This window comes from Achromobacter sp. UMC71 (assembly GCF_014170305.1).
Taxonomy (GTDB): domain Bacteria; phylum Pseudomonadota; class Gammaproteobacteria; order Burkholderiales; family Burkholderiaceae_B; genus Achromobacter.
In genome coordinates this window covers 1-16,399 of record NZ_LZZT01000032.1, presented here as the reverse complement: position 1 = coordinate 16,399, position 16,399 = coordinate 1, and the positions used below count along the sequence as shown (strand labels likewise).

The 16,399-nt window shown below is 69.3% G+C and carries 12 protein-coding genes and 1 tRNA gene; 11 read left to right on the top strand and 2 right to left on the bottom strand.

Annotated features, from left to right (window positions below):
* Positions 1-26 precede the first annotated feature (26 nt).
* Positions 27-101 (bottom strand) — tRNA-Arg (locus tag A9974_RS16395).
* 362 nt (positions 102-463) lie between these two features.
* On the opposite strand from A9974_RS16395, the gene A9974_RS16390 reads away from it, so the two are divergent.
* The 7 genes from A9974_RS16390 to A9974_RS16360 all read left to right on the top strand — a co-directional run bounded on the left by A9974_RS16390 (position 464) and on the right by A9974_RS16360 (position 7,543).
* Complete coding sequence (locus tag A9974_RS16390) at positions 464-1,228, top strand: enoyl-CoA hydratase/isomerase family protein (protein ID WP_183005235.1); 765 nt, start codon at positions 464-466, stop codon at positions 1,226-1,228.
* Positions 1,225-2,907 carry an AMP-binding protein gene (locus A9974_RS16385; RefSeq protein WP_183005234.1) on the top strand — a complete coding sequence of 561 codons (1,683 nt, stop codon included), beginning with the start codon at positions 1,225-1,227 and terminating at the stop codon, positions 2,905-2,907. Before A9974_RS16390 ends, A9974_RS16385 begins: the two co-directional genes overlap by 4 nt.
* Positions 2,904-3,860: a hydroxymethylglutaryl-CoA lyase gene (locus A9974_RS16380; RefSeq protein ID WP_183005233.1), complete on the top strand. Its 957-nt coding sequence runs from the start codon at positions 2,904-2,906 to the stop codon at positions 3,858-3,860. Before A9974_RS16385 ends, A9974_RS16380 begins: the two co-directional genes overlap by 4 nt.
* An 87-nt stretch (positions 3,861-3,947) precedes the next feature.
* On the top strand, positions 3,948-4,484 hold the full coding sequence (locus A9974_RS16375) for a MarR family winged helix-turn-helix transcriptional regulator (protein WP_183005232.1): 537 nt from the start codon (positions 3,948-3,950) through the stop codon (positions 4,482-4,484).
* A 90-nt stretch (positions 4,485-4,574) separates the two neighbouring features.
* Positions 4,575-5,309 (top strand): enoyl-CoA hydratase/isomerase family protein, encoded by a 735-nt coding sequence (locus tag A9974_RS16370; RefSeq protein WP_183005231.1) that lies wholly within the window; start codon positions 4,575-4,577, stop codon positions 5,307-5,309.
* Positions 5,306-6,502 (top strand): CaiB/BaiF CoA-transferase family protein, encoded by a 1,197-nt coding sequence (locus A9974_RS16365; RefSeq protein ID WP_183005230.1) that lies wholly within the window; start codon positions 5,306-5,308, stop codon positions 6,500-6,502. Before A9974_RS16370 ends, A9974_RS16365 begins: the two co-directional genes overlap by 4 nt.
* Before the next feature lie 72 nt (positions 6,503-6,574).
* Positions 6,575-7,543 (top strand): tripartite tricarboxylate transporter substrate binding protein, encoded by a 969-nt coding sequence (locus tag A9974_RS16360; RefSeq protein WP_183005229.1) that lies wholly within the window; start codon positions 6,575-6,577, stop codon positions 7,541-7,543.
* A 48-nt stretch (positions 7,544-7,591) separates the two neighbouring features.
* Here A9974_RS16360 and A9974_RS16355 read toward each other — a convergent pair whose 3' ends face one another.
* Entirely contained in the window at positions 7,592-8,545 is a 954-nt protein-coding gene (locus A9974_RS16355; protein ID WP_183005228.1) for a nitronate monooxygenase family protein, read from the bottom strand.
* 194 nt (positions 8,546-8,739) lie between these two features.
* On the opposite strand from A9974_RS16355, the gene A9974_RS16350 reads away from it, so the two are divergent.
* The 4 genes from A9974_RS16350 to A9974_RS16335 all read left to right on the top strand — a co-directional run.
* Positions 8,740-9,939, top strand: coding sequence for an MFS transporter (locus tag A9974_RS16350; protein ID WP_183005227.1), 1,200 nt, complete (start codon positions 8,740-8,742; stop codon positions 9,937-9,939).
* A 16-nt stretch (positions 9,940-9,955) separates the two neighbouring features.
* Positions 9,956-10,120 (top strand): hypothetical protein, encoded by a 165-nt coding sequence (locus A9974_RS16345; protein WP_183005226.1) that lies wholly within the window; start codon positions 9,956-9,958, stop codon positions 10,118-10,120.
* Between the two features lie 71 nt (positions 10,121-10,191).
* The gene (locus A9974_RS16340; RefSeq protein ID WP_183005225.1) at positions 10,192-12,855 is read left to right on the top strand and encodes a PD-(D/E)XK nuclease family protein; all 2,664 of its coding nucleotides are present in this window, start codon (positions 10,192-10,194) and stop codon (positions 12,853-12,855) included.
* 3 nt (positions 12,856-12,858) lie between these two features.
* Positions 12,859-16,399, top strand: a 3,541-nt coding sequence (locus tag A9974_RS16335) for an exodeoxyribonuclease V subunit beta (protein ID WP_183005224.1), incomplete at its 3' end; no start/stop codon positions are given.

Sequence of the window (16,399 nt, the reverse complement as noted above, 5' to 3'; positions counted from 1 at the left end):
GGCGCAGCCTGGGCGGGGAAAGAGGATGGCCTCGCCGGGTGGAATCGAACCACCAATTGACCCTTAGGAGGGGCCGGTTATATCCATTTAACTACGGCGAGACATGGGGCGCGGCGCGCGGGCCGCTGGCGGCCGCCTTAGCCCGGGAGCCGCCTCAAGGACTGGGCATACCGCAAGTATGCGTGCTAGTGCCTTGATATTCCAGGGAAAGACCCGGGGCGCAAGTGTATCACCAATAGGTAACACCCTGACCCGCGGCAGGGCGCAAGTCTAGCAGGTGCCGAGGGCGGTGCCCAAGCGGACCGTGGCGCGCGATGTCGCAACTGCTGCCGGTCTGTTTCTGCGGTCTGCAAAAGTAGTGGATTAAATCAACTATATGCCCTATATTGACCGGCATGGCGGGACGGCGCGCCGGCTAGCGCGCAAGGTCCGGCCCGATACCCAGAATATTCAGGAGCGAGGCATGACCCCGATTTTTCACACGATCTTGCTCGACGTGCAGGACCGTGTCGCCACGGTGACGCTGAACCGTCCGGACAGCCGCAACGCGTTGAACTCCCTTATGTGCGCCGAATTGGTGCAGGCCATGCAGTGGCTGGCGGCCGAGCCGGCCGCGCACGTGGTGCTGATCAATGCGGCGGGCTCCGCCTTCTGCGCGGGCGCCGATCTGAAAGAGCGCAAGACCATGTCGAATGCCGAGATGACGGCGCGGCGCGTGCAGGGGTTTGCGGCGTATGGCGCTATCGAGCGCATGCCGCAGCCGGTGATCGCGGTGGTGCAGGGCGCCGCGTTCGGCTCGGGCTGCGAGATCGCCGGGGCCTGCGATTTTGTGCTGGCCTCGTCCGAAGCCGTGTTCTGCTATCCCGAAGTGGGCTGGGGCACCGTGGGCGCCACGCAGCGGCTGCCGCGCATCGCTGGGGCGCGCAAGGCGAAGGAATTGTTGTTCACCGGCCGCCGTTTCGATGCCGCCGAGGCGCGCGAGATCGGTCTGGTCAATCAGGTCTACGCGCCCGAGGCGTTGGCCAGTGAAGCCGCCGCGATGGCCGCGGCCATCGCCCGCGCCGCGCCGCTGACCGTGCGGCTGACCAAGCGCAGCATCGATCAGGGGCTGGCGACCACGCGCGAAGGCGCGATGGCGATCGAGTTGCTGGCCATCGAGGAAAACCTGCGCGGCACCGACTGGAAGCAGGCGATCGCCGGCTTCGGCGGCGCGGGAGAGCAAGCATGATCGGGCCGATGACGCTGTCGCAGGCGCTGGCGCGCCAAGTGGCCGAGCGCGCCGCGGCCGAGGCCTTTGTCGCGCCCGGTGAACGCCTGACCTGGGCCGAACTGAATGATGGCGCGCAACGCATCGCGCGCGCCCTGCACGCGGCCGGCGTGCGCCGTGGCGATCATGTCGGGCTGCTGCTGGGCAACAGCGGCGCCTGGGTGCAGATCTTCTACGCCTGCGCGCTGCTGGGCGCTGTGACCGTGCCGGTCAATACGCGTTTCAAGACGGACGAGCTGGCGTTCTGCCTGAAGCAAGCCGACGTCACGCTGCTGCTGACGGCGGACACGTTCCTGGGCATCGATTTCCTGGATCTGCTGACGCAGGTCGAACCGGCGCTGGACAGCGCGCTGCCCGGTGCGCAGCTGCCGCGGCTGCGGCGCGTGGTGGTGCTGGGTGACCGCTGCCCGCAAGCCGCACAGCGCTGGGAGGAATTCATTGGGGCGGGCCATCCCGCGGCGGGCGGACCCGGGGCGGGCCATCCCGCGGCCGGCCATCCCCCCGCAGGCCCCTCCACCGACGACGCCACCCTCGATGCCTGCAAGCGTGCCGTCACTCCCGACGACGTCCTGCTCATCCAATACACCTCGGGCACGACCTCCTTCCCCAAGGGCGTGATGCTGACCCACGCCAACATGCTGACCAACGCCTGGGCGGCGGCGCAGCGCATCGGCGTGCGGCCCGACGACCGCTATTTCAGCATCCGCCCGTACTTCCATGTAGCCGGCACCACGCTGTCGATCCTGGTCAGCCTGATGACCGGCTGCTGCCTGCTGACGTTGCCCAAGTTCGACGTAGCCGACGCGCTGCGCATGCTGGACGACGAACGCTGCACGCTGACCTCGGGCAACGACACCATCTTTCTCATGCTGATGGGCCATCCGGATTTCGACCGAAGCCGCATCCATCTGCGCGGCGGCTGGGCCGCGGCGGGTCCGCAGGTCATGCAGAAGATCCGCGACGTCATGGGCGTGCCGGGCATCTGCAATGCCTACGGCCAATCCGAGGCTTCGCCCAACATCACGCTGTCTTGCTTCGATGACCCTTTCGAGTTGCGCGCCATGGGCTGGGCGCTGCCGCACCCCGGCATGCAGGTGCGGGTGGTGGATCCCGGCACGGGGCAGCCGCTGCCGGCCGGTGAACCCGGCGAGATCCAGGCGCGCGGCTGGAGCGTCATGAAGGGCTACTACAACATGCCCGAGGCCACCGCGCGCGCGCTGGGCGCGGACGGTTGGCTCAGCACCGGCGATCTCGGCGAGATGGATGCGTCGGGCCGCTTGCGCATGGTGGGCCGCCTGAAAGACATGTTCCGCGTGGGCGGCGAAAACGTCGCGCCCGCCGAGGTGGAGGAAACCTTGCATGGCCACCCCGCGGTGCGCATGGCGCAGGTAGTGGGCGTGCCCGATGCGCGCCTGGGCGAAGTGCCCGCCGCGTTCGTGCTGCTCAAGGATGGGCAGGATTGCACACCGGCCGAATTGACGGCCTGGTGCAAGGCGCGCTGCGCCAATTTCAAGGTGCCGCGCTATGTGGAAATCGTCGATAGCTTCGAGCACATCGGCATGACCGGCAGCTCCAAGGTGCAGAAGAACAAGTTGCGCGCCCACGCGGTGGCGCTGTTCGGACTGGAGCCGCAGGCATGAGCGCGCGCGACGTGGTGCTGTGCGAATGCTTCGCGCGCGACGGCTTGCAACACGAGCCGGACTTCATCGATACCGCCGTCAAGGCCGACCTGATCGATCGCTTCGCCGCGCTGGGATTCGAGCGGGTGGAAGCCACTTCATATTCCAACCCCAAGGTCGTGCCGCAGTTCGCCGACGCCACCGAGCTGCTGGCCGCGCTGCCGCGGCGCGACGGCGTCTGGTACAAGGCGACCTGCGCCAACGCCCGCGCGGTGCAACGTGCGCTGATCGATCTGGACGCCGGCATCGGCGCCAATGAAATCAGTCTGCTGGTGTCGGCCAGTGAATCGCATTCGGCGCGCAACCTCAAGCGCGACCGCGCCGCGCAGTGGGACAACATCGCCGAGATGGCGCGCCTGGCCGATGGCCGCTTCCGTTTGATCGGCACCATTTCCGTGGCGTTCGGCTGCCCCTTTGAAGGCCCGGTGGATCCTGACGTGGTGGTGGCGGACGCGCAGCGCTTCGCGGCGCTGGGCGTGGGCATCGTGACGCTGGGCGACACCACCGGCATGGCCACGCCGCAGGCGGTGCGCACGCTGTACCAGCGCGTCGCCCGCGAGGCGCCCGAGGTAACGCCGGTGGCGCATTTCCACGACACCCGCGGCACCGGCCTGGTGAACTACGTGGCCGCGCTGGACGCGGGCGTGACCTATTTCGACTGCGCGTTCGGCGGGGTTGGCGGTCATCCGGCCAAGGTGCGCTACGGCGGCGGCCATACGGGCAATGTGGCGACGGAAGACCTGGTCAGCCTGTTCGAATCCATGGGCGTGCGCACGGGCCTGGACTTGCAGGCGCTGGCCGCCGTGTCGCAACACTGCCAGGAGGTGCTGGGGCGCACGCTGCACAGCCGTGTCGCGCAAAGCGGGCTGAATCCGCTGATCGGCGCGGCGGCCGCGACGGGGATGGCCGCGTGACGGCCGCGCGCCGCGTTTGTATATCATGCGGGCAGCGGCGCGCGAGGCGCGCGCGCCCCGTATTTCCCTGCATCTGAAGAGTCCGCCATGGCAACCCGAACCGCATCCAAGTCCGCTGCCTCCGCGCGCCCCGTCCCCCAGGCGCTCAAGGAGCTGTTCTCGTACCGCCTGAACCGGCTGGCCTACGTGTCCAGCCGCATTGCCGCCGGCCTGAACGAAAGCCGCTACGGCGTAGGGCCGCGGGAATGGCGCATCATCGCGCTGCTCGGCGCGGCGCCGGAGATGTCGCTGAACGCCGTGGCGCGCGAGGCCAACATCGACAAGAGCCAGGCCAGCCGCACCGTGTCCGAACTGATCGAGCGCGGCCTGATTCAACGCAGCACCGACAGCCAGGACGGCCGCGGCGTCAGCCTGGACCTGACGCGTGCCGGCCGCGCGCTGTACGAAGAGATTTTCCCGGCGGCGGTCGAGCGCAACGAGGCCATGCTGTCGGTGCTGTCGCCAGCCGAGCGCGACGCGATGGAACGCATGCTGGACAAGCTGACGGGCCATGCGCTGGACATGCTGAACGACTGCAAGGCGGAGGTGCCCGCGCGCCGTGGCCGGGGAGTGCAGCCGCGCTGAGCGCGGGGCGCCGGCCGCGCGCCTTTTTTTATCTGTATTGTTGATTTAATCAATTAGTTTGAATGTAGCTATTGGAAAAGGATATCCGTGATGTCGGAACTGATCATTGAAGACCTGGGCGCCGTCCGGTTGCTGCGGTTGAACCGTCCGGAAAAACACAATGCCCTGAACACCGCGCTGACCACGGCGTTGCTGGACGCGCTGCGCCAGGCGGACCAGGACGGTGCGGTGCGCGCAGTGGTGCTGACGGGCAACGGCAAGTCATTCTGCGCCGGCGCCGACACCACGGAATTCTCGGCCCTGACGCCGGAGCAACCCGACGCGGTGCTGCGCCGCGCCGACCTCACGACCGACCTGCATCTGGTGTTCTCGCGCATGGCCAAGCCGGTGGTGGGCGCGGTGCACGGCAACGCGCTCGGCGGCGGCGCCGGTCTGGCGCTGGCCTGCGACCTGACGGTGATGGCCGAGGACGTGCGTTTCGGGTATCCGGAACTGCGCCACGGCATCGTGGCCGCCGTGGTCATGGCCAATCTGGTGCGCCAGGTCGGCCGCAAGCACGCGTTCGAACTGGTGGCCATGGCCGAGCCGATCGACGGCGCTCGCGCGCTGGCGCTGGGCATAGCCAACCGCATCGCGCCGGCAGCCGGCGTGCTGGACCAGGCGCTGGCCATGGCGCAGCGCCTGGCCGGCTGGGAACCGGCGGCCATGGGGCTGACCAAGCGCGCTTTCCATCGCGCGGCCGACCTGGGGCTGGCCGAGGCGTTGGGTGTGGGCCGGGACGCCAACGTGATCATGCGCGGCTTCCGCCAGGGAGCCGCGAAATGAGGCCGCTGGACGGCGTCACCATCCTGGACCTGTCGCGCGTGCTGGCGTGCCCGTTCGCGTCGATGATCCTGGCCGAGCTGGGCGCCGAGGTGATCAAGGTCGAGCAGCCCGAGGGCGGCGACGAGACGCGCGGCTTCGAGCCCCAAGTGCAGGGCGAGAGCGGCTCGGAGTCGGCCTACTACCTGGCCTTCAACCGCAGCAAGCAGTCGATCACGGTGAACTTCCGTCACCCCGAGGGCCAGGCCGTGATCCGGCAATTGGCGCGCGGCTGCGACGTGGTGATCGAGAATTTCCCCGTGGGCACGCTGGCCAAGTACGGCCTGGACCGCGAGCACATCGCACCCGACAACCCTGAACTGATCTATTTCTCGTGCACCGGCTTCGGCATGACCGGGCCCTATGCACCGCGCAAGGGCTACGACACCGTGTTCCAGGCCATGGGCGGCATCATGAGCCTGACCGGCGAACGCGGCGGCGGTCCGGTCAAGCCGGGCCTGCCCGTCAGCGACCTGACCTCGGGCCTGTGGGCGGCCATCGGCATCCTGTCCGCCCTGGTGGGCCGGGCCCGCTCGGGCAAGGGCTGCCACATCGATTTCTCGATGCTCGATGGCCAGGTGGGCCTGCTATCGCTGGCCGCCGCGCGCTACTTCGCGCTGGGCGAAGTGCCGCCGCGCCTGGGCACCGAGCACCCGGGCCGGGTGCCGTCGGCCGCGTTCGAATGCAGTGACGGCCGTTGGGTCCAGATCACCGGCAGCGACCAGCACTGGAAGCCGCTGTGCGAAGCGCTGGAATTGCGGCAATGGGCCGATGACGCGGAGCTGGCCAGAAACGCCGTGCGTGTGGCGCGCCGCGAAGAAGTCATGGCGGGCCTGGCGGCGGCTGCGGCCAGGCTGACCCGCGATGAATTGTGCCGCCGCTGCGATGCGCGTGGCGTGCCGGCCGGGCCGATCCTGGACGTGGAGGAAATCCTGCACAACGAACACGTGCTGGCGCGCGGCATGGTGGCCAGCTACGAGCATCCGTCCATCGGCCGCTTCGGCGCGGTGCCGGTGCCGTTCAAGTTCCATGGCTTCGACGACCCGCGCCTGGAGCGCCCGCCCCTGCTGGGCGAGCACACCGATAGCGTGCTGGCCGAACGGCTGGGCCTGTCGGCGGCGCGGATCGGCGCATTGCGCGAGCAGGGCGCGATCTAGGACCGCGGGGCGCCAAGCCCCGGGCCTTGCTGATGCAACCCCACTAAAAAACAATATCCCAGGAGACAAACCATGAAGATTCTGCAGCGCCTGTTGTGCGTCGCGGCGGCGGGGGCGTTTAGCGCCTCGGCCGTGGCGGCCGATCCGTATCCTTCGCAGCCCATCACGCTGGTCAATCCCTATGCGGCCGGCGGCCCCGCCGACGTGCTGGGCCGCGCCTTGGCGCGCGAGCTCGAAAAGCAGCTGGGCAAAACCGTCATCGTCGAGAACAAGGCTGGCGGCGGCGCCGCCATCGGCGCCAACTTCGTTGCCCGCGCCAAGCCCGATGGCTACACGCTGTTGCTGGGCACGTCGGCCGCTCACGTGGTGACCCCGCTGATGCAGCAGACGCCCTACGACGGCATCAAGGACTTCGCCTTCGTGTCCATCGTCGCCAACCAACCCAACATGCTGGTGGTGCGGCCCACGCTGAAGGCGGAAAGCGTCGAGCAGTTGATCGCCATGGCGCGCAAGGAACCAGGGCGGATCAACTACGCCTCGGCGGGTCCGGGCAGCTCGCCGCATCTGGGCGCCGAACTGTTCCGCGAACGCGCGGGCGTGGATATTGTCCACATTCCGTACAGCGGCGCGGCGCCGGCCATCAATGACCTGGTGGGCGGGCAGGTCGACATGGCGGTGCTGAACCTGGCCGCCAGCCTGCAATTCATCCGCAGCGGCCGGCTCAAGGCGCTGGCCTATGCCAACGACAAGCGTTCGCCGCTCTTGCCCGACGTGCCGACCCTGGCCGAATCCGGCGTGAAGGGCGCGGAATCCGCGTCCTGGTACAGCCTGGCGGCGCCCAAGGGCACGCCGCCCGAGGTGCTGCAACGGTTGAACGAGGCGGTGGCGAAGGTGAACGCGAATCCCGAGTACGCCAAGCTGATGCAAGCGCAGGGCGTGGACCTGTGGAACATGACGCCGCAGCAAGCCACGGCGTTCGTGGAAAAAGACCAGATCGCGATGCGCAAGCTGGTGCAGGCGGCGGGCTTGATGAAGAAGTAAGGTTTGTGGGGCAGGGCCGCCTTGGGCGGCCCTGTTGGTTTCAACGTCCTAGCCGGCCAGCGCGGCCACGCGCATGAGCGCGTCGCGCGTTTCGGCGACCAGTTGTTCCATCACCGCGCCTGCCGGTTGCAGGCTGTCGATCAGCCCGGCGCTCTGGCCGGCTTCGACCTTGCCGCCTTGCACGTCGCCGTCAAAGGCGGCCTGTTTCAGCGAACTGCCCGCGAACATCGCGTCCAGCGTGGCGGCGTCACCGTCGCGTTCGGCGGCCAGGTAATCGTGGGCGAAGGCGTTGCGCAGCATGCGCACCGGCGAACGGCCGCGCCCCACCAGCGTGGTGTCTGCCACGCTGGCAGCCAATACCGCTTCCTTATAGGCATCGCAGACGCCCGCTTCGGGCGTCAAGAGGAAACGGGTCCCCAATTGCGCGCCCGCCGCGCCCAGGCACAGCGCCGCGGCGATGCCCGCACCGTCGGCGATGCCGCCTGCCGCCACCACCGGCACCGACACGCGTCGCACCACGGCGCGCACCAGCACCTGCAGGCCGATCTCGTCGGGGCCGGGATGGCCGCCGGCTTCCAGGCCCACGGCTATCACCGCGTCCACGCCCGCCGCCTGTGCCTTGGCCGCGTGCTCGGGGCTGGCAATGACCTGCAGCCACTTGATGCCCGCGTCGCGGGCCCGGCCGATGTGCTTTTGCGGACCGCCTTGGGACGCAATGAGGACCGGCACGCCTTCGTCGATGGCGATGTCCATGTGCTCTTGCGCGCGCTTGTTGTACAGCGGAATGTTGACGGCGTAGGGCGCGTCGGTGCCAGCGCGTACTTCCCGAATCGCCGCCCGTAGCGCGTCGGGGTACATGGGGCCGGCGGCGATGACGCCCAGGCCGCCGGCGCGCGACACCGCCAGCGCCAGCGCCGCATTGGACGAGGCCCAGCTCATGCCGCCTTGGATGATCGGATAACGTGTGCCCAGCAAGCGGGTCAGCGGGGTGTGCAGAGTCATGGTGGTCTGGCTTGGGGAAAGCCTCATTCTGGAATATTTGGTTGATAAAATCAACTATTTATCAGACGCCACGCCATTCTTGCCGACGCGGTTATTGCCGGGGCGTCAAGGCGATTTGATTATCATGTGAAGGTCTGGCCTGCGGCCGGATCGTCCCGAGGAGGGGGCGTCCTTCACAATCAATAAGAACAATCATGTCTGGCAATACCGATAAGCTTTCCGTGCGCACCCTCGTCCTGGGCACCCTGGTCGTGCTTCTGGCCATGGGCGTGCGCGCCACCTTCGGCCTGTTCATGCAGCCGATGGGCCTGGCCCACGGCTGGGGCCGCGAAGTGTTTTCCATGGCCTTTGCATTGCAGAACCTGGTCTGGGGCGTGGCCTGTATTTTCATGGGCATCCTGGCCGACCGCTACGGCTCCGGCCGCACCATCGCGCTGGGCGCGGTGCTGTACATGCTGGGCATGATCGGCACGCGCTTTGCCACCGACGAGGCCACGCTGTACCTGAGCGCTGGCGTGCTGGTCGGGCTGGGCCAGGCGGGCACCACCTTTCCCGTGATCCTGCCGGTGGTGGCGCGCGCCGTGCCGCCGGCCTACCGCAGCACCGCGATGGGCATTGCCAGCGCCGGCGGTTCGCTGGGGCAATTCGCCGTCGTGCCGACCGGCCAGGTGCTGATTTCCGGCCTGGACTGGCCGGGCGCGCTGTGGGTGCTGTCGCTGTTCGTGGCTTGCGCCGCGCCGCTGGCCTATTTTCTTCGCGGCCGTCCGCTGGCCCAGGGCGGGCCGCAGCAATCGCTGGCCGCCGCGGTGCGCCAGGCCGTGCGCCATCCCTCGTTCCATTTCCTGTTCTGGAGCTATTTCGTCTGCGGGTTCCACACGGCCTTCATCACGCTGCACCTGCCGGCCTACGTCACCGACGGCGGCCTGACGCCTGGGCAGGGCGCCACCGCCATCGCGCTGATCGGGCTGTTCAATGTGCTGGGCTCGTTCTATGCCGGCAAGCTGGGCGGCAAATACAGCAAGAAGCGCCTGCTGGCCGTGGTCTACGGCATGCGCGCCTTCGGCATCCTGTTGCTGCTGTGGATGCCGCTGTCGCCTTGGGTGCTGTACGCATTCGCCGCCTGGATGGGCCTGTTCTGGCTGGGCACCGTGCCGCTGACGCAAGGACTGATCGGCCAGATCTACGGCCTGCGCTATGCCGCCACGCTATCGGGCATCGTGTTCCTGGGGCACCAGCTCGGCAGCTTCATCGGCGTATGGCTCGGCGGCTACGCGTATGCCAAGACGGGCAGCTACGATATGGTCTGGTGGCTGGGCGTGGTGCTGGCGGTGGTTGCCGCGCTGCTGTGCCTGCCCCTGCGCGAGCAGCCGGTGACGCAGCCGGCCGCCGCTTGACGAAAGGATGCACGCCATGAAAGCCGCGCCGGTCGCTTCGTCCACGCCGCCTCGCCGCCGCGGCTGGCGCCTGGCCGGCTGGCTGGCGCTGGCGCTGGTGCTGGGCCTGGCCTTCTGGGGCTACACCACGCCCGAAATGCAGATCCATTGGGAAAACCTGGCGTCGCTGTGCGGTTTTTAGCCACGCTGACGGCGTTGGCTCGCGGTATCCTAGAGCGGTGATTTTTTCTGCGCCTTCCCTCATCGCCTTTCATGCAGGACGCCCCGTTTTCCTACCCTGACCTGAGCTTGCCGGACATCGGCGGCCTGCCCGCCGCCGACATGCTCGTGCTGACGGTCAACAATCGCTTGTCACGCCGGCTCACGCTCGAACTGGCCGGCTTGTTGCGCCAGGAGCGCCAAGTCAGCGAATTGCCGCGCATCCTGCCCCTGTCCGCCTGGCTGGCCGAATGCGCCAACGAATTGGCGTTCGAGGCCGGCGAAGGCGTGCCCGCCTATCGCCTGGACAGCTTCGCCACCCAGCTCGTCTGGACCGAAGCCATTCGCGCCGAAGAAGCCGAACGCGTGCTGCTCGACGCCAGCCAGGCCGCCCGGCTGTCGATGGATGCCGACCTGCTCATGGACGAATGGTCGCTACAGGTGCCGTCCGGCGCCGACACCGACGAATACCGCGGCTTTGCGCGCTGGCGCCAGCGCTACCGCAAGGCGCTGGCCGCCATCGACGCCGAAGACGCGAATCAGGGCTATGCCAGGGTCCTGCGCGCGCTGGAAGACGGCCGCCTGGCCACGCCGGGCCACCTGGTGCTGGCCGGCTTCACCGACTTGTCGCCGCGTTTCCAGCGCCTGCTGCGGGCCTTCGAGGAACAGGGCTGCCTGATCGCCCAATGGCGCGACGCGCAGCGCGCGCCCGCCACGCCACGGCGCTACGAGGCGTCCGACCAAGGCGCGGAATGGCGCGCGGCGGCCGAGTGGGCCGCCGACCAGCTCAAGCGCCATCCCCAGGGCCGCTACGCCATCGTCTCGCCCCAGCTCGAAGCCGAATCGCCGTTCGCGCGCCGCATCCTCAGCCAGGCCTTGGCTGGCCGTGGCGGCGAGCCCGCCTTCGCCTTCAACGTGGCGGTGGGCCGCCCGCTGAACGACTGGCCGCTGGCGCGCGCCGCCCTGGCCTGGCTGCGCGCCTTGGCCGAATGCGCGGGCGGCAAGGGTTGCGGCGTTGAAGTCCTGGGCGCTGCCTTGCTGGCGGGCCACTGCGCGGGCGACGTCAGCGAGCGCGCCCGCCTGGCCGCGATCGACGCGCGCTGGCGCCGTCGCGGCCAGGTCCATGTCGCCGCGTCCGAATGGCGCAAGCAACTGGCGTTGCTGCCGCCCGTGGCGCAAGCCTGGAACCAGGCCATGGAACTCTGGACGCAGGGCGGCAACCGCGCGTCCTGTGATGTCTGGATGCTACGGATGAAGGCCGCGCTGACGGCGCTGGGCTTTCCCGGCGAAGGCGTGCTGGATAGCGTGGGTTATCAGGTGCTGGGCGCGCTGGGCGATGCGCTGGCCAGTTTTTCGGCGCTGGCGCCGGCGGCGGGCAAGCTGGGCGGCGTGGCCGCGGTCAACCTGCTGCACAGCGTGGCGCGGTCGGCCTCGTTCCAGCCGCAGCGCGATCCGCTGGCGCGGCTGGATGTGCTGGGCCTGCTGGAAGCCGAAGGCGGCTTTTGGGATGGCGTCTGGATGCTGGGCCTGACCGACGACGTGCTGCCCGCGTCGCCCAAGCCGAATCCGCTGTTGCCCCTTGCGGTGCTGCGCCAGGCCAAGGCGCCGCGCGCCACGCCCGAACGCGAACGCGAATGGGCCGAAGGCATGTACGCCGCCCTGTGCCGCTGCGCGCCCGAGGTCATCGTCAGCCACGCCCACATGGACGGCGAACGCGAATTGCGGCCGTCGCCCCTTATCGCCACAGCCGGCCTGACGGATTGGACGCCCGCGCCGGCGCAGGCCGCAGCCGCGCTGCCGCAAGAATCCCTGGACGACGCGCAAGGGCCGCCCCTGGCCGCCGACGACCGCGGCGGCGGCGGCCTGGACGTACTCGACACGCAGGCCCGCAACCCCTTGTGGGCGTTCGTGCGGCATCGCCTGGGCGGGCGCGAACTGGCGCCGTATGCCGATGCGGCCACGGTAAATGTGCGCGGACAATTCCTGCATAAGGCGCTGGAACTGGTGTGGGGCATGCTGCCCGACCAGGAAGCCCTGCACGACACGCTGGCCGGCGGCCGCCTGCCGGCGCTGCTGGAGCAGGCCGTGGCGCAGGCCGCCGACGAAGAGCTCAAGGAATATGCGCCCGCGCTCAAGGCCCTGGAATGCGCCCGCGCCCTGACCGTGCTGGCGTCGTGGCTGGACATGGAAGCCCAGCGGCTGCCGTTCGCGGTGGCGCAGGTCGAGAAAAACCACGAATGGCATCACGGCGCGCTGCACCTGAAGCTGCGCCTGGACCGCATCGATTCCCTGGCGGATGGCCGCAATGTCATTGTCGACTACAAGACCGGCGTGGCCGCCGCCAAGCCCGAACCCGACTGGTCGCGCAGCCGCCCCGTGAACGTGCAGCTGCCGTTCTACGCGTCGGTGCTGGCCGATGCCGCGGGCGGCGACGTGGCCGGCCTGGTGCTGGCCCAGATCCACGCCCGGCAGGTGGCCGCGCAAGGCCTGGCCGACGAAGACCTGGGCATGCCCGGCATCACGCTGGCGGCCGACAGCAAATATTTCGACGGCCTGTCCTGGCCCGAGATCCGCCAGCGCTGGCGCAGCGCCATCGAGTCGCTGGCCGACGAATACGTGGCCGGCTACGCCGCCAACGTGGCATACCGCCGCGACGACCTGAAATACTGCGACGCGCTGCCTTTCCTGCGCTTGCACCTGGATGACGAGGACGCCTGAGCCATGGCCGAACCAGAACGCCAGCCCCAGGATCACGCCGCACGCGCGGCCGCGCTGGACCCCGCGCGCTCGTTCCTGGTGCAGGCCCCCGCGGGCTCCGGCAAGACCGAGCTGCTGACCGACCGCATCCTGGCGCTGCTGGCCACCGTCAACCGGCCCGAGGAAATCGTCGCCATCACCTTCACCCGCAAGGCCGCGTCCGAAATGCATGCGCGCGTGCTCAGCAAACTGCGCCGCGGCCTGCACGCGCCGCCCGAGGCCGCGCACGAGCGCCGCAGCTGGGAGCTGGCGCGCGCGGCCCTGGCGCGCAACGACGAACAAGGCTGGCACCTGCTGGACCACCCGGCGCGCCTGGCCATCCGCACCATCGACTCTTTCTGCGCCGGCCTGGTGCGCAGCATGCCGTGGCTGTCCGAGCTGGGCGGCATGCCCGACATCACCGACGACGCGCGCGCTCACTACGAGGCCGCGGCGCGCGCCACGCTCGATCTGGCCGACGACTACGACGCCGTGCGCATCCTGCTGCAGCACATGGACGTCGACGTGCAGGCGGCCAAGGAGGCCATTGCCGCCATGCTGGGCCAGCGCGACCAATGGCTGCCGCTGCTGCGCCACGGCTCCGACCGCGAAGCCCTCGAAGCCACGCTGGCCGAGGCCATCGGCGAAGACCTCGACGCGCTCTGCGAGGCCATGCCATTGGGCTGGGCCGAGGCCCTGTCCGGTCCCGCCCGCCTGGCCGCCACGCAGCTGCAGGACAGCGACGACGACAACAAGCTTGCCGCGCTGCTCGACTGGACCGACGAACTGCCGCCCGACGCCGAGGCGCTGGATCAATGGCGCGCCGTGGCGCACCTGCTGCTGACCGGTACCGGCACGCTGCGCAAGACCGTCAACAAGAACCTGGGCTTCCCGGCCAAATGCGCCCACAAGGAGCCCTTTGTCGCGTGGCTTGAAAGCGCCGACTCCGATGCCCCATGGGTGCGCCGCCTGGCCGCCGTGCGCGACATGCCCGCGCCGCATTTTTCCGATGCCCAATGGGAAGTGCTGGGCGCGCAGCTGATGACGCTGGCGTTGGCGGTGGCGCAGTTGCGCCTGCGCTTTGCCGACACGGGCGAGGTCGACTTCATTGAAATCTCCCAGCGCGCCGCCGCCGCGCTGGGCAGCGCCGACGATCCCGGCGAACTGCTGCTCAAGCTGGACGCGTCCATCCGCCACTTGCTGATCGACGAATTCCAGGACACCAGCCAGACGCAGCTGGACCTGTTGCGTACGCTCACGTCCGGCTGGCAGCAGGGCGATGGCCGCAGCCTGTTCCTGGTGGGCGATCCGATGCAGTCCATCTACCGCTTCCGCAAGGCGGAAGTGGGCCTGTTCCTGGAAGTCGCCGAACAAGGCGTGGGCGAACTGCAGCCGGGTTTCCTGAACCTGACCGACAACTTCCGTTCGCAAGCCGGCATCGTCGACTGGGTCAACCAGTCGTTCGCGCAGCTCCTGCCCAAGCGCAGCGACGCCGCGGCGGGCGCCATCAAGTACAGCGCGTCCAGCGCCTTTCACGAGGCCCTGCCGGACCCCGCCGTGCAATTCCATCCCGCCTGGTCGCGCGCCGGCGCCGCGCCCCCCGAAGAACAGGCCGAAGACATTGCCGTGGGCCTGGTACGCCAGGCGCTGGCCGAACACCCCGGCAGCAAGCACCCCGTCGCGGTGCTGGTGCGGGCCCGTAGCCACTTGGGCAACCTGACGCGCCGGCTGGCCCAGGAAGGCATCCGCTGCCGCGCCGTCGACCTGGTGCCGCTGGCCTTGCGGCCGGTAGTTGCCGACCTGGTGCAGTTGGTGCGCGCCCTGTCGCATCCCGGCGACCGCCTGGCCTGGCTATCGGTGCTGCGCGCGCCGTATTGCGGCCTGACGCTGGAATCGCTGCAACGCCTGTTCGGCGCCGACCACGTCACACCGGTGCCGGTACTGCTGGAACGGGCGCTGCGCATCCTGCCGGCCGCGGCGGCGCCGGAAAGCTCCGGCGCCGCCGCTGGTTTGCCACAGGGTGCGCTGTTCGATAACACCCAAGCGCCGCCGCAAGGATTGCTGTTCGACAACACCGAGGCGCCGTCGCAGGGATCGCTGTTCGACGGCACTGAAGCGCCGTCGCAAGGGGCGCGATTCGACGACTCTGCCGCCTCGGCCCAATGGGGGGGGGCGGCTGATGCGCCTTCCTTGCCATCGGCCCAGGCGCTGTTGCGCCCAGACGAGTACGCCCGCCTGCGCCAGGTGGCCACGGTGCTATTGGATACGCGCAACGCCTCGGGCGCCATGCCGTTCGCGGCCTGGGTCGAAGCGCTCTGGCGCCGCCTGGGCGGCCCGGCCCTGTACAGCGGCCCGTCGGTGGCCAACGACGCCGAAAGCCTGTTCCAGCTGGTCGAGCGCCTGGCGCCGCACGGGGCCATCGACCCGGCGGCGCTGGACGCCGGCATCGCGCGCCTGTTCGCCGCGCCCGATGCCGCCGACGACGAGGCCGCGGTCGAAATCATGACCATGCACAAGTCCAAGGGCCTGCAGTTCGACACGGTGATCCTGTATGGCCTGCACCGCGCCCCGCGTGGCGACCAGCCGCCGCTGGTGCGGTTCGAGCAAAGCGGCGGCCGGGTGCTGTTCGGCCCGGTCAAGCCGCGCGCCGAAACCGAGGCCGACCCTGTGTCGCGCTACCTCGGCGCCCGCGAAGCGCGCCGCGCATCCTACGAGATCGACCGGCTGCTGTACGTGGCCGCCACCCGCGCCCGCAAGCGCCTGCACTTGGTCGGCCATGTCTCGATCGACGAGGCCAGCGGCCAGGCCAAGACGCCGCCGTCGGCCAGCCTGCTGGGCCGGCTGTGGCTCTGCCTGATCCCGCCCGTGCCGCCGGCATCGGCCGAGGACGCAGCCGCGCCGTTGGACGACGGCCCCGAATGGCAAGGCGAACCCCTGCGCCGCATCGACCGCAGCGGCCTGGCGCAACTGGCGAGCCAGACCGACGTCGCCATCAGCCCCGGCTTCGCCGCCGCGGTGCGCGCCGCCTGGAGCGAGGGCGGCGAACATCCGGCCTGGCAACTCGAATCCGGCTACGACGCCGCCATCGGCACCCTGGCCCACGCCTGGCTGGCCCGCATCGGCCAGGACGGCGTCGACACCTGGCCTGCCGACGCCTTGGCCCAACGCCTGCCCGCCATACGCCGCCAACTGACTCGCGCCGGCATCCCCGCCAGCCAGGCCGACGCCGCCTCGGAAGCCGTCCTGGACACTCTGCAAGCCACCCTGTCCGACGACAAGGGCCTGTGGCTCCTCTCCCAATCCGGCGCCCGCCGCGAATGGCCCCTGATCGACGCCGCCGGCAAAGTCTCCGTCATCGACCTGGCCCTGAGCACCGAAGACGGCTGGCTGATCGTCGACTACAAAACCGGCCGCCCCCAACCTAACGAATCCCCCGCCGCCTTCGCCCAACGCATGCGCCAACGCCACGGCGACCAACTCCTGCGCTACTGCGCCCAAGTCACCGCCCTAGACGGCCGCCCCCCCC